We start from the raw sequence: 23,139 nt of genomic DNA on the forward strand, positions 1-23,139 counted from the left end.
CGTTCATCATATCCTAAAACTCCAAGCTCAACTTTAACACACCCTACAGATGTTCACATGGGGGGCTATTTTATTAACCTTTCCAATAAAAAAGCGTTAGCTGCTATAGCCAACGCCCTTAATGGGATTCTTGCTGGTGCCAAAATTAGTGGCGAATTTGCGCCAGTTCGTCTTCGGAAAGGCCAGTCATTTTCATAACGGTAGTGCGATCAAGGCCATTAGCCAACATAGTGCGGGCAATCTTAATCGCTTCCTCTTTACGGCCTTTTTGTTCGCCCAGCTGTATACCTTTCTGTACACCCAGCTGTATACCTCTCTGTTCACCCAGCTGTATACCTTTCTGTACACCCAGCTGTATACCTTTCTGTTCACCCAGCTGTATACCTCTTTGTTCACCCAGCTGTATACCTTTCTGAATCCCGCGTTGTTCGCCTTCAAGGCGCAGTTTTTCAGCGATAGTCATCAGAGCTTCCTCATGCTGTGGCATGCGTAATGCCAGAGTATTCAACAAAGCAGTCGGGTCGTGGGATTCTCCCGCCTGCAACATGTAGTTGATCACAGAAACCAGTTGTTCCTGAGTAGTGTATCCTTCAAGTAATAATGTGACCAATTGCTCAAGCAAATCAGCCAGGTCGCGCTGCCGAATATGTTTCTGTAGCAGCTCGAGCACGGCCACTCGTCTGTGCTTCATGATTTCGTCGTCGGCAATGACGGTGATATCCACCAACGGGAAATCTTTACTGTAGAGTTCGCTGGCTAGCTCAGGGTCATCAAACTCCTGCAACCAGCTCATTGAGTAGGGATATGGACTGACTTTTCCTTGGTAGAATAATATCGGTATTACCAGAGGTAGCGTTTTATGACCAGCATCAAGATGACGTTGCATCGCAGCGATCGCGTAACGTAGCAGCCGAAACGCCATATGCTTATCCGGTGAACTCTGATGCTCAATCAGGCAATACACGTAGCCGTCACCCTTACCTGCTTTCAACGAATACAACACGTCGCTGTAGTACGGTCGAAGATCGTCTTCGATAAAACTCCCTGACGCCAGCTGTAGCGTTTCCAGATCACACACTTTGAGTAACGCCGGCGGTAGATGAAATTGCAGAAAATCCCTGGCGGTATCCGGATGTGTCAAGAACTGCTTAAAAATAGCATCATGCAATGTAGGCGTGGTGTTCTTCTTCATCGTTCATCATATCCTAAAACTCCAAGCTCAACTTTAACACACCCTACAGATGTTCACATAGGGGGCTATTTTATTAACCTTTCCAATAAAAAAGCGTTAGCTGCTATAGCCAACGCCCTTAATGGGATTCTTACTGGTGCCGGAATTAGTGGCGAATTTGCGCCAGTTCGTCTTCGGAAAGACCGGTCATTTTCATAACGGTCGTGCGATCAAGACCATTAACCAACATAGTGCGGGCAATCTTAATCGCTTCCTCTTTACGGCCTTTCTGTTCACCCAGCTGTATACCTTTCTGAATCCCGCGTTGTTCGCCTTCAAGGCGCAGTTTTTCAGCAATAGTCATCAGAGCTTCCTCATGCTGTGGCACGCGTAATGCCAGAGTATTCAACAAAGCAGCCGGGTTGTGGGATTCTCCCGCCTGCAACATGTAGTTGATCACAGAAACCAGTTGTTCCTGAGTAGTGTATCCTTCAAGTAATAATGTGACCAATTGCTCAAGCAAATCAGCCAGGTCGCGCTGCCGAATATGTTTCTGTAGCAGCTCGAGCACGGCCACTCGTCTGTGCTTCATGATTTCGTCGTCGGCAATGACGGTGATATCCACCAACGGGAAATCTTTACTGTAGAGTTCGCTGGCTAGCTCAGGGTCATCAAACTCCTGCAACCAGCTCATTGAGTAGGGATATGGACTGACTTTTCCTTGGTAGAATAATATCGGTATTACCAGAGGTAGCGTTTTATGACCAGCATCAAGATGACGTTGCATCGCAGCGATCGCATAGCGTAGCAGCCGAAACGCCATATGTTTGTCCGGTGAACTCTGATGCTCAATCAGACAATATACGTAGCCGTCACCCTTACCTGCTTTCAACGAATACAACACGTCGCTGTAGTATGGTCGAAGATCGTCTTCGATAAAACTCCCTGACGCCAGCTGTAGCGTTTCCAGATCACACACTTTGAGTAACGCCGGCGGTAGATGAAATTGCAGAAAATCCCTGGCGGTATCCGGATGTGTCAAGAACTGCTTAAAAATAGCATCATGCAATGTAGGCGTAGTGTTTTTCTTCATCGTTCATCATATCTTAAAACTCCAAGCTCAACTTTAACACACCCTACAGATGTTCACATAGGGGGCTATTTTATTAACCTTTCCAATAAAAAAGCGTTAGCTGCTATAGCCAACGCCCTTAATGGGATTCTTACTGGTGCCGGAATTAGTGGCGAATTTGCGCCAGTTCGTCTTCGGAAAGACCGGTCATTTTCATAACGGTCGTGCGATCAAGACCACTAGCCAACATAGTGCGGGCAATCTTAATACGGCCTTTCTGTTCACCCAGCTGTATACCTTTCTGTTCACCCAGCTGTATACCTTTCTGAATCCCGCGTTGTTCGCCTTCAAGGCGCAGTTTTTCAGCGATAGTCATCAGAGCTTCCTCATGCTGTGGCATGCGTAATGCCAGAGTATTCAACAAAGCAGTCGGGTTGTGGGATTCTCCCGCCTGCAACATGTAGTTGATCACAGAAACCAGTTGTTCCTGAGTGGTGTATCCTTCAAGCAATAATGTGACCAATTGCTCAAGCAAATCAGCCAGGTCGCGCTGCCGAATATGTTTCTGTAGCAGCTCGAGCACGGCCACTCGTCTGTGCTTCATGATTTCGTCGTCGGCAATGACGGTGATATCCACCAACGGGAAATCTTTACTGTAGAGTTTGCAGGCCAGCTCAGGATCATCAAACTCCTGCAACCAGCTCATTGAGTAGGGATATGGACTGACTTTTCCTTGGTAGAACAATATCGGTATCACCAGAGGTAACGTTTTATGACCAGCATCAAGATGACGTTGCATCGCAGCGATCGCGTAACGTAGCAGCCGAAACGCCATATGCTTATCCGGTGAACTCTGATGCTCAATCAGACAATATACGTAGCCGTCACCCTTACCTGCTTTCAACGAATACAACACGTCGCTGTAGTACGGTCGAAGATCGTCTTCGATAAAACTCCCTGACGCCAGTTGCAGCGTTTCCAGATCACACACTTTGAGTAACGCCGGCGGTAGATGAAATTGCAGAAAATCCCTGGCAGTATCTGGATGTGTCAAGAACTGCTTAAAAATAGCATCATGCAATGTAGGCGTAGTGTTTTTCTTCATCGTTCATCATATCCTAAAACTCCAAGTTTAACTTTAACACACCCCACATATGTTCACATAGAGGGCTATTCACCTCAACCTCCGGGATCAATTAAACGTTGCTAACTAAAAACCACATCATGGGCAGTAATAGGATAACCATCAGACCACTTTATTCTTTCTCTTAAATGAAATAACTACACTTTATTATCTTTGGTTTCCCAATTGGCTGCTAAATCGAGATTTAACTTACCATTAATAGCTGTGTCAATTAATTCACTAAAAGAAGTCGTGAATAATATCAAATTCAATATCACTTTAAACTTTATGGACATCAAGAGATTTAGACTCTGAACCATTATTATGACAACAGTATTCTGGTTAGTTGCCAGTTGTGTACCAGGAGGAATAATTGTTGTATGAGATAATATCAAATCTCTAAATATAGTTTCTGCGAATAAAGATATATTTTTCATTGACTTTTTTATCATCATTTCTTCAATAAGACTTTGTTTTTTTAATATTGATATTGCCTCGATTGTAAATAATCCTGCCGAGAAATATTCCCCGAATCTTTTCTTCCAGTTAAAAAATTCTCGATCCTGCTCACAAAACGACATATTTTCCTGAACAGGAGAGTCGAAATTTATATCTATGTGTCTAATTACTCTTTTATTTTTATTTTTTAGTTGAAAAATTAACATCTATATAGTAATTGAATATATTAAGTTATAGGTTATATTTTATATTATCCAATCCATTAGGGAGAGATTTATGGCGGTACCAACGCTCAGGCATTTTATTAATAGTCAGTATGTTGAATCTAAAGGTTCCGAATATTTTGATCTAGTAAGCCCGGTCACTGGTGAAATTTATGCTCGTTCTCCTAACGCGACTGTAGCGGATGTTGATGAAGCTTATGCAGCGGCTAAAGAGGCATCCAAGATCTGGCGGCGCAGTACACCGTCAGCACGTCAGAAAGCATTACTGGCATTAGCCGATGCGGTGGAAAAAAACGCTGAGCGCCTGATCGAAGCGCAAAGCCGCAATACGGGGCAGCTCAAGCATCTGATTGCCTCTGAGGAAGTTGCGACGTCAGTAGATCATATCCGTTTCTTCGCTGGCGCCGCCCGTTTTCTAGAAGGTAAAGCGACTGCTGAATATCTTCCTGATATGACGACCAGCATCCGGCGCGAACCACTAGGCGTGGTGGGGCAAGTGACGCCGTGGAACTACCCGCTGATGATGGCAGTATGGAAGATAGCGCCTGCGCTGGCAGCGGGGAATACTGTGGTGCTCAAACCGAGCGATACCACGCCGGAAAGTACTCTGTTGCTGGCTGAACTGGCCGCTCCGTTCTTCCCTATAGGCGCATTCAACGTGGTGTTGGGTAATGCCAGCGCGGGCGCTCTGGTTGTTTCACACAAAACGCCAGCTATGGTTTCCATCACGGGTTCCGTGCGCGCAGGTTTGCAGGTTGCCTCTTCGGCGGCGGCTAATCTCACCAGAGCGCATTTGGAGCTAGGCGGCAAAGCGCCAGTGGTTGTTTTCGCCGATGCGGATATGGACAAAGCGGTGGAGACCATTGTTACTGCGGGGTATTTCAATGCGGGTCAGGATTGTACGGCAGCCTCGCGTGTGCTGGTGCATGAGTCTGTTTACGATACCTTTGTCGCCAAACTGGCGGCGGCAGCTAAAGCTACCCGCTTTGGCTCTCCGGAAGATAAAGAGGCGCTGTATGGGCCGCTCAATAATGCTCGTCAGTTGGAGCAGGTCAAAGGGTTTATTGCGCGTTTGCCCGCTCATGCCTGTATCGAAACAGGAGGCCGTCAGGCCGAACGTTCGGGTTATTACTTTGAACCTACGGTAATTACCGGTCTGGAACAGCACGACGAAGCAATCCAGACTGAGATTTTCGGCCCGGTTATCACGGTGCAGAAGTTCCGCGATGAACAGGATGCCATAGAGAAAGCTAACGACGTGAAATATGGATTGGCCGCCAGTGTCTGGACTCGCGACCATAGCCGCGCGTTGCGCCTATCACGTGAACTCGATTCCGGTACCGTCTGGATTAACACCCATATTCCTCTTACGGCAGAAGCGCCGCACGGCGGCTTCAAGAGCTCTGGATATGGTAAAGATCTGTCGGCTTATGGCTTCGATGAATATACGCGTATCAAACACGTGATGAGTTCCAACGACTGACACAGGACATCCGTAATGATTCAGAATAGATCTCCACGCGACTTGGTGTCGCGTGCGCACCATGAGCTGTTTACTGACCGTGATGTAGGGGCGCTTGAGCGTTATTTTGCGCCGCATTTCATCGAACATTCCCCGTTGGTCAAAGATGGTCTTGCCGGATTGCGTGAGCTGGTCTGGACACATCCTGAACTGCGCCACGAAACGTATCGTGTACTGCAAGATGGTGATCTGGTCGCCATCCACGGTCGTTTTACGGGATTAGATGATTGGCCGTTAGTCGGTTTCGATCTGTATCGGGTTGCCGACGGCTTAATCGTAGAGCACTGGGACGGCCTGGCGCCGCAGGCTGCACCCAACGCCAGTGGCCGGACTCAGTTAGACGGCCCGACTGAAGCAGGCCATGACCATGACCGAGAGAAGAATCGCGAGCTGGTGGTCAACTTTTTTACACGTACCCTGATCGAGGGTCACTACGAAGAGTTTGGAAACTACACGAATGGTGAATTGTTTCACCAGCACAGCCCCGATATTCCCGATGGTACGGCAGCAGTCACCTCGTTTCTTAAGCAACTTAGGGATGAGGGGCAAGGTCTGCATTACACTAAAATTCACCGTACAGTAGCTGATGGGCAGTTTGTTCTGACTCATTCGGAGGGGAGTATCGCCGGAATGCGTCACAGCTACTTCGAGCTATGGCGCATTGAGAACGGCAAAGTGGCTGAACTTTGGGATGCTATCACCCCGGTACCGGAGGACGCAAAAGCGCTGCATCGCCACGGTATTTTTTAGCGTTGATCGATACCCGGCGCGGATGTCATGGCGGCAGCTTCGTATGTCAGGTTCCCGTTGAGACAATGCAGAAATATTACCTGTTGCGGTTGATGGCTTCAGGTGAACTGGCGGATTTCAGCGAATCTCACTGTGCAGTGATCGGTCACAGCGCGAAGCTTGTGGTCGCGATGCTCTACCAGCTCTGGGAGCTATTCACATCGGGCGTCTGTCTGTTGAAGCCCGTTTATTTCAGATTGCTGAGGAGGTTTCATTTATGACTGAATCTATGTTAGCCAAAAGACGCAGCGCGGCTATTGCAAAAGGCGTGGGCGTGACCACACAAATCTATGCGGAGCGTGCGGAAAACGCTGAAATTTGGGACGTTCAAGGGCAGCGTTATATCGATTTTGCCGCCGGTATCGCCGTGGTGAATACCGGTCATCGCCATCCGCGCGTTATCGCGGCAGCCAGAGAACAACTGGAACAGTTTACCCACACCTGTCATCAGGTGGTGCCCTACGAAAATTATGTGGCGCTGGCCGAACGTCTGAACCGCTTGGTGCCTGGTAATTTTGCGAAGAAGACCGTCTTTGTCACTACCGGGGCCGAGGCGGTGGAAAATGCAGTGAAGATCGCGCGTGCCGCTACCGGGCGCAGTGGCGTGGTAGCTTTCAGCGGCGCTTTTCATGGCCGTACCTTCCTCGGTATGTCATTAACCGGCAAAGTTGCACCGTACAAAATGGGGTTCGGCCCGCTGGTTAGTGATGTTTACCGTGTTCCGTTTCCGATCGGGTTGCATGGCATTAGTGTGGAACAAACGCTGAATGCGCTGGAAAATCTCTTTAAAGTTGATATTGAGCCCACGCGCGTTGCTGCCATCATCATCGAACCGGTACAGGGCGAAGGTGGTTTCTATCCTGCTCCTCCCGAGCTGCTCAAAGCTTTGCGTGAGATCGCCGATTGCTACGGCATTGTACTTATCGCCGATGAGATCCAGACCGGTTTCGCGCATACTGGCAAACTGTTTGCTATGGAGCATCATGAGGTTGTTGCCGATCTGACCACGATGGCGAAAGGTCTGGCGGGCGGTTTGCCGCTGGCGGCTGTAACGGGACGTGCAGAGTTGATGGACGCTGTAGTGCCCGGTGGTCTGGGGGAACTTATGGTGGTAATCCAGTGGCGATTGCGGCCGCCCATGCGGTGCTAGATGTGATCGAAGAAGAAAAGCTGAATGCGCGGGCGACGCAGTTGGGAGACCAGCTAAAACAGCGTCTGCATGAACTGCGACCACGTGTCCCGCAGATCGCCGACGTGCGTGGGCTTGGGCTGATGATTGCGGTGGAGTTTAACCATGTGGACAGTCAGGAACCCGATGCCAGCTTTACCAACGCGGTACGTCAGAAAGCGCTGGAGCGTGGTCTGATCCTGTTGATGTGCGGTATACACGGCAACGTGATCCGTTTCCTTCCGCCGCTGACCATACAAGATAACGTTTTTAATGAAGCGCTCAACATTCTGGAGTCTGTGCTGCTCGATCTGACAGGACAGTAGATAGAACCTGCTGCCTCACAAGAGGGGATAACAATGTGCTGGTATTTAAAGGTATTAAAGAACTATGCATGCTTCAGAGGGCGAGCCGGGCGTAAGGAGTTCTGGTGCTTCGTTCTGTTCCAGATCCTGGCTGTATTTATTATCTCTTTCCTTGAAAGATACTTTGCCGTTGCCAATCCTGAAGTTTATATGGGCTGGTTCAGCGCTGTCTATTTGTTGCTCACGTTTTTGCCCACGTTAGCAGTGAATGCCCGCCGCCTACACGACATCAACTGTAGCGCTTGGTGGTTATTGCTGCATCTCATACCGTGTATCGGCACTGTTATTCTGCTGATTCTCGCTGGTCTGAAAGGGAGCTCTGGCGGCAATAAATACAACTCAGATAGCCAAACTCACTCATAGGGAAACTCTCCAGACCAGGCCAGCGGGTGGATTTCAAGATCACGACAGGAGTACTGAAATGATAATGAATAGAAGAGACTTTATTGCTACCGTCGCGACGCTCGCCGGGGCGGGAGTGCTTTCATCCATACTTCCCAACTTATCCCTGCTCGCCCGGACTTTAACCGAGGCTGATGCTTCGGCCATCAATGTTGATAAGCTCCGGCCGACACTGTTGCAGGATGCGCAGCATAGAGCTAGCCGGTTGGGGTTGGATCCGCGCATCTGGAGCTGGCATAAAGACGCTGCTGCTGACGCCATGCCAGCCAACTATTATGAAGCTTCTTTGGCTGACTGGCCGGCTTTTGGAAGCTTGCCTGGAGACCAGAACTGTGAGGTTGTGGTTATCGGCGGTGGGTTGCTGGGCGCTTCCACGGCATTGCATCTTGCTGAGGCGGGAGTGGACGTGATTCTGGTTGAAAAGGATAACATTGGTTCAGGAGCTTCTGGCCGCAACGGGGGACAGATGACCCCTGGGTTTGCACGTTGGGAAGCTAAAACCGTTCTGGAAAAACTTTCATTCGATGAGGCTAAACGCTTATGGCGTTTTGCATCTATTGAAGCGATGAATCTCGTGGATGAACTCCGTGAGCGTTATAGTTTCGAATGTGATCGCAAATATGGTCATGTCACTGCTGCGGTGCACGCAGGCCATATGGGGCCGTTGGTGGCTAATGCCGATGCCCGGCGCCAGTTGGGAGATACGGCGATGAAGGTTATCGGACCGCACGAATTGCAGGAAGAGTATGTGCGTTCGGGCATCTACCACGGAGCAAATATCGACAGTATCGGCGGGCAGGTCCAACCTCTGGCGCTGTTGCGTGGTCTGGTTTATGGTTTCGCCAGACTGGGCGGGCGAATCTATGACAGCACGAAAGTGAAGAGCATCAAGCAGGATGCTGGCGGCACAGTCGTAGAAACTGAGCGGGGGATTATCAGGGCAAGTAAAGCTGTGGTATTGGGTGTGCATGTCTCCACGGGTGAGTTTATCTCCGGCCCTTCCACTACGATGCCTTTTTTCTCCTACGTGGCGGTAACGCCGCCGTTGCCAGTGGATGTCAAAGAGCTGATCCCGTCAGATCTGCCGGTCTACGATACACAGTTACAAGTTGATTACTATCGTGCGGTGCGCAACAACCGCCTGCTGTTCGGTGGACAGGGTACTGGCAACTCTTGGTCGCCGCGTGATGTGAACAACTATCTGCTTGAGCGAATCAGAACCGTGTTCCCGCAGTTGGAAAAAGCCGAACTGGAATATTCTTGGGGCGGGATCAGCGATCTGACCCTGAACGGCGCCATTGATGCCCGCAAGAGCGGTGACAGAGTACCCGTGTATATGGTACATGGTTGGAGTGGTCATGGAGTGGCGCAGACGGTGCGCATTGGCAAAGCTATCAGCGACGATCTTACCAGACGCAATGACGACTTTACCATGCTTACCCGCATTGACCACGTGAATCTCCCGTTGGGTTCCTATCTCTCTCCGGTAGCCATTCCGTTGGCTAAGGGGGTTTTGGGAGTAATAAGTACGTTTAATCCGGCAGATATGGTTTCGTTCTGAACAGAGGACAGAGGACAGAGGACAGAGGACAGAGGACAGAGGACAGATATTTTCAAGTGAAGATATGTCTGTCAGTCAATGGAAATATTTCATGGGAATGTTATAAATTGAAAATAATAACGTCAATTATTTTTTATTGTGATAATGTTAACGTAAATAAAAGTAATACAGAAAACATTAAAAATAAATTTTCTTTATATCTATTATTAAGCGGATAATTTATCTTTATAATTAAGGATGGTGAATTTCTTGGCATTGGTGGTTCAAGGTGAATAGCATTAAAACAGTGAGTATCCAACATATTATTGATAATCAAAAGTTTTCGAAAGTTCAATGGCAAGTATTAATTCTCTGTTTCTTAATTGTTGTTATTGATGGTTTTGACACGGTATTAATGGGGTATATTGCATCAGCAGTGATCGATGATTTTAAAGTAGAGGGCGCTGTTCTTGGGCCGACGATGGGTGCCGCTCTTGTTGGGTTATCGTTGGGTTCGATTTTTGCCGGTCCACTTGCAGATCGGTTTGGTCGAAAGTCAGTGTTGACAATATCCGTCACAGTTTTTGGCCTGTTAAGTCTTGCTACCGCTGTTGCAGATTCAATACAGACATTAACTATTTTGCGTTTTTTGACGGGGTTAGGTCTTGGGGCGGCAATGTCAAATGCAATAACTTTAATATCTGAATATGCGCCAGAGAATCGGCGATCTTTGTTAATCAATATTGTTTTTTGTGGTTTTCTTGTTGGCGCATCGGTAGGCGGGGTAATTTCTGCATGGATTATTCCACATTTTGGTTGGCAGGGAGTTTTGATTTTAGGTGGTATTTTGCCGTTATTTTTATCTCTATTTCTCTTTTCTCTATTACCTGAATCACTTAGATATCTGGTTTTGAAAGGGGGAGAAGAAGGTAATATAAGACGAATTTTATCTAAAATGACCGGCAATACTTTAAATGATATAAATAAGTTTACCTTTGATGAAGAAGAAATTATACATGAATCATCAATCAAAACGGTTTTATCCAATCGATTCTTACTTGGTACTATAATGTTATGGATAACTTATTGCATGGGAGCATTGGTTTTTTATGTTCTGACAAGTTGGATGCCATTTTTAATGAATGATGTTGGTTTCAGTATTAGCATGGCGGCAATACTGACAGCATTATTTCCTTTTGGGGGAGTAATAAGTACGGTTTTTTCCGGTTGGTTAATGGATCGAATTAATCCTCATAAAGTGGTTGCAACTAATTATGCTCTAACGGGTATTTTGGTCTTTTTTATTGGTCAGGAAGAAAATGTATTATTATTGAGTATTCTGATATTTCTTGCGGGGATGGCGCTAAATGGCGCTCAGGGGTCGATGGGGGCAATCGTCGCACAATTTTATCCTACCCATTGTAGGGGAACGGGTGTTGCCTGGATGTTAGGATTTGGTAGATTCGGTGGGATTTTTGGCGCTTTATTTGGTGCAGAACTGATCAAGCTTGAATTAAGTTACAGTAGTATTTTTGCCATTTTATCTATTCCCGCTATTTTAGCTGCTTTATCATTAACATTTAAGGATGTGAGTTATAGAAGGAATAAATAGATAATTTTATAAAAATAACAATTGGTTAATATATTAAAAATAACTAGCATTAATATTCGTGTTATTTTTGAAATAATATTGATTTTAAGGTTTAAATTAGTGCCGCCATTTTTTATGATTTCAATAAATAATTTAATATAGGTATTTAGTTATAAATGTATATGGTGAAAAAGTTATTTTTATATTTAAAGTTTAAATGAGATATAGAGTGTCTTAAAGTTAAATTATTTAAATGGGAGGATATTTAATTTATGCAACAGTAAATATTATTGAGTGGTGTATAGATTGCTCTGTATATTATTATAAAGCAATGAAAAATTAAATTATTTTAATTTGAAATTGTTTCTCGATGGTTGTTGACATAATAATATCTGTATTTTTACGCTCTAACTATTACAGAATGTATGTAATTAAGTTAAATATAATTTTTATTTTTGCATTTTTGCTATATTCGTTAGCGGTATTGTCTTATTGTTGAAAAATAATTTTTTATGAATTATTTTTAGCTTGGCGTTATATTTTGATATAATTGAATGCACAGGATTATTTTATACCTATTGAATAACTTTATTTTGAATTAGTATATCATTTTATTATTGGAGTAGAGATTATTTTATAGGTGATTGTCAAAGTAGTATTCTGATAGTTAGATATAAATTGGTCTGTTTTGTCTTTAAAAATACTTAGTTTTTTGTGAAATGGTTTTAAGTGGGTATTAATGGCAAATGGATAAAATATAAAGGTTATTTGGTAATTATGGATAATAAATGCAGTTAATGGTTAAGTTTTTAATTATAGAATTCGGCGTTAGTCAACAAAAGTTGCAGTCAATTAATTGAGCAGTGGCATCCGGTGTTTGAGTCTCTTGGATAGATAGCCGATGTGTCTATTTTTATTTTTGGTCAAGAAGTAGGAGAGAAACATTAGTGATGACTGTCGGGAATGACGGTTTTCAAATTTCTAACAGATTCATTGAGGTAGTAGTAAATGAAAAATAACTTTGCTAAAGCGGGAAGTGCGTTTAAAACTCAGACGTCGAAAAATATAACCGACGCGAATGACGTTCCACAACAGACTCAAAATACAAAGAATATCCTTCAGAGACTGACATCCAGTGAATTATTTTGGTATGAGCGTCTTGCTGCTTTGCAACCCCTCCAGTTACCTTTCGAAATCGCCGGAGAACACACAGAACCCAGATGGACAATGAGCGCTTGGCAGTCTCCTCTACCAAAAAAGGGTGAAGAGGAGCCATTGCGAACGTTGTTACAAACATTTGTCATTTATCTTGCGCGTCTGACTCAGCAGACGGTATTCCAAATCGGTTGGCGCGTGGATGAAGTTAAAGATGAATCGGCAAATCTGGCGACGGTGGTACCTATGGCCGTTGAGGTAGAGTTTGATAAGCCTTGGCGTGAGGTAGCTGGCTGGGTTAATAACGAGCTGTCCCGGTTGGCGCAGCATGGTACATTTAGTTGTGATCTCTTTTATTGCTCTCCTTCATTGCATGCTATCCCGGCGTTGGCAACAAGTCGGCCATGGCGAATCGCCGTCTCGTTGATAAAGGATGGTAGGCCGCGTGATCAGAAGGTATCTGGCGAATTACTGACCCTCCAGATAAATGCGCAAGGGGGTTTTCGTTGGATCTACGATGAAAACCGCTTGAGCACGGAAGTTGTTTTACGGATGAGTGAGCACTTACAGGTGTTGGCAGCATCGAAAAATATGGGGGATGAAATTCCTGTTGGGCAGCTTAATTTGTTGCCTGAGGCTGAACGCACATTGCTACTGGAAACTTGGAACGTCACTGAAACCCCCGATCCTAACCCGTTATGTATTCACCAGTTATTTGAACAGCAGGCAGAGCAAGCCCCGGAAGCTACGGCGCTAGAATACCAAGAGTACAGTTTCAGTTATGCCGAATTAAATGCCCGCGCCAACCGACTTGCCCATCAACTGATTGAATTAGGTGTCATACCGGACCAGCGGGTAGCGATTTGTGTAGCGCGCACCCCGGCGATGGTGGTAGCGCTACTGGCGGTGCTGAAAGCTGGCGGTGCTTATGTGCCGTTGGATTCAACTTATCCGGCGGAGCGTTTGGCGTATATCTTGAATGATACAGCGCCGTCAGTGGTGTTGGCTGATGAAAGCGGGCAGGCGGCGTTGGGTGAAGATGCCTTGGCCGGGCTGACAGTGCTTGACCCGAATATTTCGCCTGACCAGCCGGACAGTAATCCATTGGCGGCTTCATTGACGCCGCATCATCTGGCCTATGTGATTTACACCTCCGGTTCAACTGGGCAGCCGAAAGGGGTAATGATAGAACATCAGGCGATTTATCAACGTCTTCTGGGCGTTAATGACACCTATGCCGTTACTGCGCAAGATCGGGTGTTGCAATTTGCCGCGTTTGCGTTTGATGTTTCAGTAGAAGAATTTTTCTCGGCATTATGCAATGGGGCCACACTGGTTATCCGGGATGATAGCTGGTTGGCTTCGGTACGGGAATTTATTGCTTTAACCCGGCGACATCATATTACTATCGTTTCTCTGCCGACCTTATTCTGGTCTGAACTGGCGGCCAGAGAGGCCGGGTTGCCGCTGCCGGATTGTCTCAGGCTGATCATGATTGGTGGTGAGGCGGTAAAAAGGAACGCCATTCAGGACTGGTTTATGCAGGAAGGCTACCGGCCCCAATTATTGAATGGTTATGGTCCGACGGAAAATACCGTGACGGTAACTTATAAGGAGGTGTTATCCCCGGAGGATGCCCGCTCTATCGGCCAGCCGGTTAAAAATTCCCGCATCTACCTGTTGGATAAATATGGTGAATTGGTACCGGTAGGTTGCGTTGGTGAAATGTATATTGGCGGCGTCGGGGTGGCTCGGGGTTATCTGAACCGGCCTGCATTGAGCGAAGAACGTTTTATACCTGATCCCTTTAGTTCGGTATCTGGTGCGCGGATGTATCGTTCCGGGGATTTGGCTCGCTACCTGCCGGATGGTGACTTAGAATTCTTGGGCCGTAACGACGAGCAGGTTAAAATCCGCGGCTTCCGGGTTGAGTTGGGGGAAATTGAAACCCGCTTGGTGGAACACCCGGCGGTGCAAGAGGCAGCGGTGCTGGCGCTGGATGACGGGCAGCACAAACGGCTGGTCGCCTATGTGGCGGCGGAAGCACATGAGAGATTGGCTGCTGATTTGCGTGAATACTTGAGTGCGATTTTACCTGACTATATGGTTCCGGTAGCTTTTGTACGTCTGGACGCCTTCCCGCAGACCCCGAGCGGCAAATTGGATCGCCGGGCATTACCAGCGCCAACAGAGGAAGATTTTGCCCGTCAGATTTATGAAGCCCCAAAAGGGGAAGCCGAAATTACTCTGGCGGCTATCTGGCGTGAATTATTGGGCATTGAGCAGATAAGCCGGCATGATAGTTTTTTTGCTTTAGGCGGCCATTCCCTGCTTGCTGTACGTATGATTGAACGCCTACGTCACTTGGGATTGACACTAACGGCGCGCGATCTGTTCCAGTCTCCGGCGCTGTCAGACTTGGCCCTAGCGTTGGGGCAGCATCGGGCTGTGATCGTCCCACCTAACGTCATTACGCCGGCCACTACGGCGTTGACGCCGGAGATGTTGCCGCTGATTGATTTGACTCAGACTGACATTGACCGCATCGTTGAGCTGGCGCCGGGTGGGATAGCTAATATTCAGGATATCTATGCATTATCGCCGTTGCAGGACGGTATTCTGTTCCACCACCTGCTGGAACAGGAAGGCGACCCCTATCTGTTGCTCTACCCGGTGGTCTTTGCTAACCGATCTCTGCTAGACCGTTATCTGGCGGCGGTGCAACAGGCGATTGATCGTCATGACATCCTGCGGACGGCGTTTATTTGGCAAGGATTATCAGCCCCGGCGCAAGTGGTTTTGCGCCGGGCACAGTTGTCGGTGATGGAACTGACGTTAGATCCGGTTGACGGCCCAGTCATTGACCAGCTAACCCGGCGTTTCGATCCGGGGCATTATCGTCTTAATTTGAGTCAAGCACCGCTACTGCATTTTGTTATCGCTCAGGAAACTGATGGCCGCTGGTTCTTACTGGAATTGGAGCATCACTTGATCGGCGACCATGAAACGATGGAATTGATGCATCGTGAAGTTCAGGCGTATTTTGCCGGGCAGGAAGAGCGCCTGCCAGCGCCAGCCCCTTTCCGCAATCTGGTGGCTCAGGCCCGGCTCGGCGTAAGTCAGGAAGCACATACCCGTTTCTTTACCGACATGTTGGCGGAAGTAGATGAGCCAACGTTACCATTTGGACTGGCGGAGGTGCATCGTGACGGATCTCGAATGACGGAAGCCCACCGGATGCTGACCACCACGTTAAATGACCGTCTACGCAGTCAGGCTCGGCGTTTGGGTGTTAGTCTGGCGGCGTTGTGTCATCTGGCTTGGGCACAGGTGCTGTCGCGTACCAGCGGACAAGAGAAAGTGGTGTTTGGCACCGTCCTGTTTGGACGCATGGCGGCAGGGGAAGGGGCAGACAATGGCATGGGGTTATTTATGAATACCCTGCCGTTGCGATTGGATATTGATGATACCCCGGTACAGGATAGTGTGCATATGGTGCATCTGCGACTGGCGGAATTGCTGGAGCATGAGCACGCTTCACTGGCGCTGGCCCAGCGGTGCAGTGGTGTTCAGGGTGAAAACCCACTCTTTAGCGCTCTGTTCAACTATCGTCATAATGAGCAGCCGGTGACGCTGGATGAAACGATGGCCGGGATTGAATTCCTGGGCGAGCAGGAGCGGACTAACTATCCGTTTGGGTTGTCGGTGGAGGATGGTGGTTCCACGTTGGGACTGACTGCTCAAGTGGTGCAGCCGTTTGATCCCGATCGGCTATGCGGTTATATGCAGCAGGCGCTGGAAAGTCTGGTGGAAGCGCTTGAGCAGGCCCCGGAGACGCCGATACGTGTGTTAAATGTCCTGCCTGAAACGGAGCGGACATTATTACTGGAAACCTGGAATACCACGGAAACTCCGTATCCTGACCCGTTATGTATTCATCAACTGTTTGAGCAACAGGTAGAGAAAACCCCGGATGCGACGGCATTAGAATATCAAGATCAGACTTTCAGTTATGCCGAATTAAATGCCCGCGCCAACCGGTTGGCCCATCAGTTGATTGCGCTGGGCGTAGTGCCGGATCAGCGGGTAGCGATTTGCTTGGCTCGTTCTCCATCGGTGGTGGTAGCGCTGTTGGCGGTACTGAAAGCCGGTGGGGCCTATGTGCCGTTGGATCCGACTTATCCGGGAGAACGTCTGGCGTATATTTTGAATGACACCGCCCCGTCCGTGGTATTGATTGATGAAGCTGGTCGGACGGCGCTTGGTGAACAAACGCTTGCAGGATTGACGTTACTTGACCCGAATACTCAATCAGACCGGCCGGACAGTAACCCACAGGTAGCCGAATTGATGCCGCAACATTTGGCTTATGTCATCTATACCTCCGGCTCAACTGGGCAACCGAAAGGGGTGATGATAGAACATCAGGCGCTGTATCAACGTCATTTGGGTTTTAATGAGACCTATGCCGTCACGGCGCAAGACCGGTTATTACAATTTGCCTCTTTTGCATTCGATGTTTCAGTAGAGGAATGCTGCTTGTCATTGTGTAATGGCGCCACGTTAGTGATGCGTGATGAGCATTGGCTGACTTCGATGCAAGAATTTATTGCCTTAGCCTGGCAAAACCGAATCACCGTGATGTCACTGCCGGCGTTATTTTGGTCCGAACTGGTTGCCAGAGATAATGGATTACCGTTGCCGGATTGCCTCAGGCTCATCATCATTGGCGGTGAGGCAGTGAAAAAGAGTGCTGTTCAAGAGTGGTTTACGCGGGAAGTCCATCGTCCCCGACTATTGAACGCTTATGGCCCGACGGAAAATACCGTGACGGCGACCTGTAAGGAGATATTATTCTCGACAGATGATCGTTCTATCGGTCGGCCGGTTAAAAATACCCGCATCTACCTGCTGGACAGAGATGGTCAGCCGGTACCGTTAGGCTGTGTTGGCGAAATGTATATTGGCGGTGTGGGCGTGGCTCGGGGTTATCTTAACCAGCCCGAATTGAGTATAGAACGTTTTATACCTGATCCCTTTAGTCCGGTATCCGGTGCGCGGATGTACCGCACTGGTGATTTAGCTCGCTACCTGCCGGATGGGGACTTGGAATTTCTGGGCCGTAACGACGAGCAGGTCAAAATTCGAGGTTTCCGGATTGAACTGGGGGAGATTGCAACCCGATTGATGGAGCACCCGGCAGTACAAGAGGCGGCGGTGTTGGCGCTGGAGGGCGGGCAGGGCAAACGTCTGGTTGCCTATGTGGCAGCGGAAGCGAATACGGAGTTGGCTGCCGGTTTACGTGAATACTTGAGTGCGACTTTACCTGATTATATGGTCCCGTCAGCTTTTGTGCGCTTGGATACCTTCCCGCAGACCCCGAACGGCAAGTTAGATCGCCGGGCATTACCGGCGCCACGAGAGGAAGATTTTGTCCGTCAGGTTTATGAAGCTCCGCAAGGGGAGACGGAAATCGCCTTGGCTGCCATCTGGCGTGAGTTATTGGGCATTGAGCAGATCAGCCGACATGACAGCTTCTTTGTGTTGGGCGGCCATTCCCTGCTCGCTGTGCGCATGATTGAACGCTTGCGTCATCTGGGGTTGATGCTGACAGCGCGTGATCTGTTCCGATATCCGGTGTTGTCAGAATTGGCGCAAACATTGGGACAGCATCAGGTTGTAGTGGTGCCGCCTAATGTCATCACCCCGGCCACTACGACGCTGACGCCGGAAATGTTGCCACTGATTGATCTGACTCAAACTGATATTGATCGCATTGTTAGGCAAGTACCGGGCGGAGTCGCCAATATTCAAGATATCTATGCCTTGTCGCCGTTGCAGGACGGTATTCTGTTCCATCACTTGTTGGAACAGGCAGGCGACCCGTATCTGTTGCTCTATCCGGTGATCTTTGAGAATCGCTCTCTATTGGACCGTTATCTGGCGGCGGTACAACAGGCGATTGATCGCCATGACATCTTGCGTACCGCTTTTATCTGGCAAGGATTATCCGTTCCAGCACAGGTGGTTTTACGCCGGGCACAGTTGCCAGTGACGGAACTGACGCTGGACCCGACTGACGGCTCAGCCATTGACCAGTTAACCCGGCGTTTTGATCCGGGGCATTATCGTCTTGATTTGAGTCAGGCCCCGCTACTGCATTTTGTTATCACCCAGGAAACCGATGGCCGCTGGTTCTTACTGGAATTGCAGCATCACTTGATTGGCGATCATGAAACGCTGGAAGTGATGCACCGTGAAGTGCAGGCCCATTTTACCGGGCAGGGAGATAGTCTGCCAGCGCCAGTTCCTTTCCGCAATTTGGTGGCTCAGGCCCGGTTTGGGCGGAGTCAGGCAGAGCATACCCGTTTCTTTACCGACATGTTGGCGGCGGTGGATGAACCAACGTTACCATTCGGACTGGCGGAGGTGCATCGTGACGGATCTCAGATGAGGGAAGCTCACCGGGCGCTAACAGCGACATTAAATGATCGCCTGCGTAGTCAGGCCCGGCGTTTTGGCGTCAGTCTGGCGGCGTTATGTCATCTGGCCTGGGCGCAGGTGTTGTCGCATAACAGCGGGCAGGAGAAAGTGGTGTTTGGCACCGTCCTGTTTGGGCGCATGGAGGCAGGAGAAGGGGCAGACAATGGTATGGGGCTGTTTATGAATACCTTGCCGTTGCGACTGGATATCGATGATACCCCGGTACAGGATAGCGTGCGGGCGGTACATTTGCGACTGGCCGGGTTGCTGGAGCATGAGCATGCTTCACTGGCGCTGGCCCAGCGGTGCAGTGGTATCGCCAGCGGTACACCGCTCTTTAGCGCTCTGTTCAACTATCGACACAATGCCTTATCGGCAACGTCGGATGACATCATCAGCGGTATTGAATTTCTGGACGGACAGGAACGAACGAACTATCCGTTTGGACTGTCGATAGAAGACGGTGGTTCCACGTTGGGGCTGACCGCCTTGGTGGTGCAGCCGTTTGAGCCTGATCGGCTATGCGGTTATATGCAACAGGCGCTGGAAAGTCTGGTGGACGCGCTTGAACAAGCCCCGGAGACGCCAGTACGTGCGCTGAACATCCTGCCTGAAACGGAACGTACATTGTTGCTGGAAACCTGGAATACCACGGAAAACCCGTATCCTGACCCATTATGTATTCACCAACTGTTTGAGCAACAGGTAGAGAAAACTCCGAAGGCGACCGCGTTAGTGTATGAAGAGCAGTGTTTCAACTATGCTGAATTAAATGCTCGCGCCAACCGACTTGCCCATCAACTGATTGCATTGGGCGTCATGCCGGATCAGCGGGTGGCGATTTGTATGGCACGTTCACCGGCGATAGTGGTGGCCTTGTTGGCGGTACTGAAAGCTGGCGGGGCTTATGTGCCGCTAGATCCGACTTATCCGGGAGAACGTCTGGCGTACATTCTGAGTGACACGGAGCCGTTCGTGGTATTGGTTGATGAGGCTGGCCGGGTGGCGTTGGGCGAAGAAGCGCTTACCGGGTTGACAGTGCTAACTCCGAGTACCTTGCCAGACCAGCCGGACAGTAACCCACTGGTAGCCGAGTTGACGCCACAACATCTGGCTTATGTCATCTATACTTCGGGTTCAACCGGACAGCCGAAAGGGGTGATGATAGAACATCAGGCGGTATATCAACGTCATCTGGGTTTTAATGAGACTTATGTGGTCACTGCACAAGATCGGTTGTTACAATTTGCTTCTTTTGCGTTTGATGTTTCAGTAGAAGAATGCTGCTTGTCATTATGTAATGGCGCCACATTGGTCATGCGTGATGATCGTTGGCTGACTTCAATGCAGGAATTTATTGCCTTAGCCTGTCAGAACCGTATCACAGTGATGTCGCTGCCGGCGTTATTTTGGTCCGAATTGATTGCCAAAGATAATGGATTAACGCTACCGGATTGCCTCAGGTTTATCATTATTGGCGGTGAAGCGGTCAAAAAGAGCGCTATTCAGGACTGGTTTATGCAGGAAGGCTACCGACCCCGACTATTGAACGCTTATGGCCCAACGGAAAATACCGTGACGGCGACTTGTAAGGAGATATTATCCCCGACAGATGATAGTTCTGTCGGCCGACCGCTTAAAAATACCTGTGTTTACCTACTGGATAAATACGGTCAGCCCGTCCCATTAGGCTGCGTTGGCGAAATGTATATTGGCGGCGTCGGCGTAGCACGGGGCTATCTTAACCAGCCGGAATTGAGCGCAGAACGTTTTATTGCAGATCCTTTTAGTCCGGTATCTGGTGCGCGGATGTATCGCACTGGGGATTTGGCCCGCTACTTACCGGACGGCAATCTGGAATTTCTTGGCCGTAACGACGAGCAGGTAAAAATTCGGGGCTTCCGGATTGAATTGGGAGAGATTGAAACCCGGTTGGTGGAATACCCGGCGGTGCAAGAGGCGGCGGTGTTGGTATGGGAGGATGGCCGGGGCAAGCATTTGGTCGCCTATGTGGTAGCGGAAGCGCATGAAGGTCTGACTGCCAGCTTGCGAGCTTATCTGAGTGCTATTTTGCCAGATTATATGGTGCCGTCAGCTTTTGTGCGTCTGGATACCTTCCCGCAAACCCCGAACGGCAAGCTAGATCGCCGGGCATTACCGGCACCGCGGGAGGAAGATTTTGCCCGTCAGGTCTATGAAGCGCCGCAAGGGGAAACTGAAACAATTCTGGCGGCTATTTGGTGTGAATTATTGGGTGTTGAGCAGGTCAGCCGACATGACAACTTCTTCGCATTGGGCGGCCATTCACTGCTCGCTATGCGAATGACGAATATTGCCGCTGGTCGAGGAATGGTTTGCACATTGAATACCTTGTTCCAATTCCCAGTGCTGGCTGAACTGGCCGCAAAAATCACCTCGGATTTGCTGTCACAGCCGCAAAACAGCGCTATATCGGTACGACCTGATGGGACAGAATTGCCGCTGTTCTTTGTTCCCAGTGGCATGGGTGACTACTCCTATGCTTTCGGGCTGGCTCAGCATATTCCGTCGGGCTACCCGATTTATGCGCTGCCTTGGCCTGCCATCAGTGAAGAACCGATGTCAACGATGGAAGAGCAAGCTGCCAGAATGATTACCTTGATGAAAGCCGTTCAACCGGTAGGTCCATATCGGATAGGTGGTTACTCTTCTGGCGGCATATTGGCTTATGCCATTGCCCAACGGCTTTTGAGTGCTGGTGAACGGGTTAATTTCCTGGGGCTGATTGACACGCTTGCTCCTCATTGCTTTGGTCAGCAGATAGAGCAACCAAAACATCAATTTTTTACCGAATTGGTCAGGCAATTAGGGGAAGAACATTCTGAACAGGTTGCGGCGTTGTATCAACGAATCGATGAGTTGAATTTGGTGCAGTTTATTGCAGCGGCGCAGGAATTGGCGTTATATCCCGTCAATTTGAGTGCTGACTTAATAGCGAAGCGTTGGGAACAGATGGAGTATTATGAGCAAATAGTCAGAAATTATGAGCCACCCGCATTAACGGTAACGTTGCATCAGTTTTATGCGGTGGAACCTTACCCGTCTATTTCTTTTGTGGCGGATGAAAAGTCAGAGCCTTTAAATATCGATTCATCTCTAGGTTGGGCGCAGGTAATAGCCGATATTTCGCTTAAGCTCATTGCTATTCCGGGTGACCACTTTAGTTTATTGGAAGATGATGAGAATAAAATTGCTTTAGCTCAGGCCTTAAATATGGCGCTGGCAACCCGTTGTGAAGGGGAGGTGGTATAATACTAATATATTAATGATTTAACCTTGATATAAAAATCCGGTATATATTTTTTTATACCGGATTTTTATTGAAAAATAAATGAAATGATAATTGCAATATAAGTTATTTAGTCAAGATTTTACTATTGTTATTATTTTTTATTTTATTTAAATCTGATGTGGTTTTGCATAGTAATTTCAATATAATTAACACTTTGAATGCAGTAGATATTATATAAGTTCAGTAAATAGTGTTCTAAAAGGCGGTTGAAACAGGTTAATTAAGGAAAGATAGGAAATATTATTATTCATGATAAAAGTAAAAAAACGTTATTCTTGAAGTGATCCCAAAAAGTTGGACAGGTTACATTAAGCAGCTAATAATACCTGAGTTCGGAACTCTACCGGACTCAGGCTATTTAATTTCAAGCGAATTCTTTAATCCTTCACTTGCACTATTAAAATCCAACCACCTGAAATATCAAGCCTAAAAAAATCAGATATAACATTCGGTCAATAAATAACCTTTCTGAGGTTCATCACTTTATTTATTCAATGTCTTATAAAAAACACAACAATATGATTGGAAAATATATCCACATATAAATAATTACATTAATAAATAGTTCATGTTATTAATAATTGATATTTAGATATATACAAAGTTGATTATATTAAAACGTTATCATTTATATACCTTCGACCCGGCCGTATGTGCGGGAATCCCACGGTAAATGTATTGGATAACAAATCCGTATTGACCGACAGCCTTTCGCGGTGCGAAGGGCTTCCCTCAACAACAGAC

Annotated in this window: 10 protein-coding genes and 2 pseudogenes; 7 read left to right on the plus strand and 5 right to left on the minus strand. The window is 48.0% G+C overall.

Features of this window, described 5'->3' with window-relative positions; genetic code table 11:
• Positions 1–145 precede the first annotated feature (145 nt).
• The 5 genes and pseudogenes from TI10_RS15710 to TI10_RS15725 all read right to left on the minus strand — a co-directional run bounded on the left by TI10_RS15710 (position 146) and on the right by TI10_RS15725 (position 3,947).
• A complete protein-coding gene (locus tag TI10_RS15710; RefSeq protein ID WP_049584355.1) occupies positions 146–1,192 on the minus strand; it encodes an Rpn family recombination-promoting nuclease/putative transposase in 1,047 nt (348 codons plus the stop codon).
• A gap of 145 nt (positions 1,193–1,337) precedes the next feature.
• On the minus strand, positions 1,338–2,264 hold the full coding sequence (locus tag TI10_RS15715) for an Rpn family recombination-promoting nuclease/putative transposase (protein WP_049584356.1): 927 nt from the start codon (positions 2,262–2,264) through the stop codon (positions 1,338–1,340).
• A 145-nt stretch (positions 2,265–2,409) separates the two neighbouring features.
• On the minus strand, positions 2,410–3,348 hold the full coding sequence (locus TI10_RS15720) for an Rpn family recombination-promoting nuclease/putative transposase (protein ID WP_049584357.1): 939 nt from the start codon (positions 3,346–3,348) through the stop codon (positions 2,410–2,412).
• 101 nt (positions 3,349–3,449) lie between these two features.
• A pseudogene (locus tag TI10_RS26685) lies at positions 3,450–3,515 on the minus strand (hypothetical protein); the annotation flags it as partial.
• A 9-nt stretch (positions 3,516–3,524) separates the two neighbouring features.
• Positions 3,525–3,947: a hypothetical protein gene (locus TI10_RS15725; RefSeq protein WP_049584358.1), complete on the minus strand. Its 423-nt coding sequence runs from the start codon at positions 3,945–3,947 to the stop codon at positions 3,525–3,527.
• A 154-nt stretch (positions 3,948–4,101) separates the two neighbouring features.
• Here TI10_RS15725 and TI10_RS15730 point away from each other — a divergent pair, with 154 nt between their 5' ends.
• The 7 genes and pseudogenes from TI10_RS15730 (at position 4,102) to TI10_RS15765 (ending at position 22,355) form a co-directional block, all read left to right on the plus strand.
• On the plus strand, positions 4,102–5,532 hold the full coding sequence (locus TI10_RS15730; protein WP_049584359.1) for a gamma-aminobutyraldehyde dehydrogenase: 1,431 nt from the start codon (positions 4,102–4,104) through the stop codon (positions 5,530–5,532).
• Positions 5,533–5,577: 45 nt separating this feature from the next.
• Positions 5,578–6,321: a nuclear transport factor 2 family protein gene (locus tag TI10_RS15735; protein ID WP_244161615.1), complete on the plus strand. Its 744-nt coding sequence runs from the start codon at positions 5,578–5,580 to the stop codon at positions 6,319–6,321.
• 268 nt (positions 6,322–6,589) lie between these two features.
• Positions 6,590–7,854: pseudogene (locus TI10_RS15745) on the plus strand (4-aminobutyrate--2-oxoglutarate transaminase).
• A 33-nt stretch (positions 7,855–7,887) separates the two neighbouring features.
• Positions 7,888–8,256 (plus strand): DUF805 domain-containing protein, encoded by a 369-nt coding sequence (locus tag TI10_RS15750; protein ID WP_049584362.1) that lies wholly within the window; start codon positions 7,888–7,890, stop codon positions 8,254–8,256.
• Positions 8,257–8,320: 64 nt separating this feature from the next.
• On the plus strand, positions 8,321–9,856 hold the full coding sequence (locus tag TI10_RS15755; RefSeq protein WP_244161616.1) for an NAD(P)/FAD-dependent oxidoreductase: 1,536 nt from the start codon (positions 8,321–8,323) through the stop codon (positions 9,854–9,856).
• A gap of 268 nt (positions 9,857–10,124) precedes the next feature.
• Complete coding sequence (locus TI10_RS15760) at positions 10,125–11,447, plus strand: MFS transporter (protein ID WP_049584364.1); 1,323 nt, start codon at positions 10,125–10,127, stop codon at positions 11,445–11,447.
• 987 nt (positions 11,448–12,434) lie between these two features.
• Complete coding sequence (locus TI10_RS15765) at positions 12,435–22,355, plus strand: non-ribosomal peptide synthetase (RefSeq protein WP_049584365.1); 9,921 nt, start codon at positions 12,435–12,437, stop codon at positions 22,353–22,355.
• Positions 22,356–23,139: the final 784 nt, after the last annotated feature.

This window comes from Photorhabdus luminescens subsp. luminescens (assembly GCF_001083805.1).
GTDB classification, from domain to species: domain Bacteria; phylum Pseudomonadota; class Gammaproteobacteria; order Enterobacterales; family Enterobacteriaceae; genus Photorhabdus; species Photorhabdus luminescens.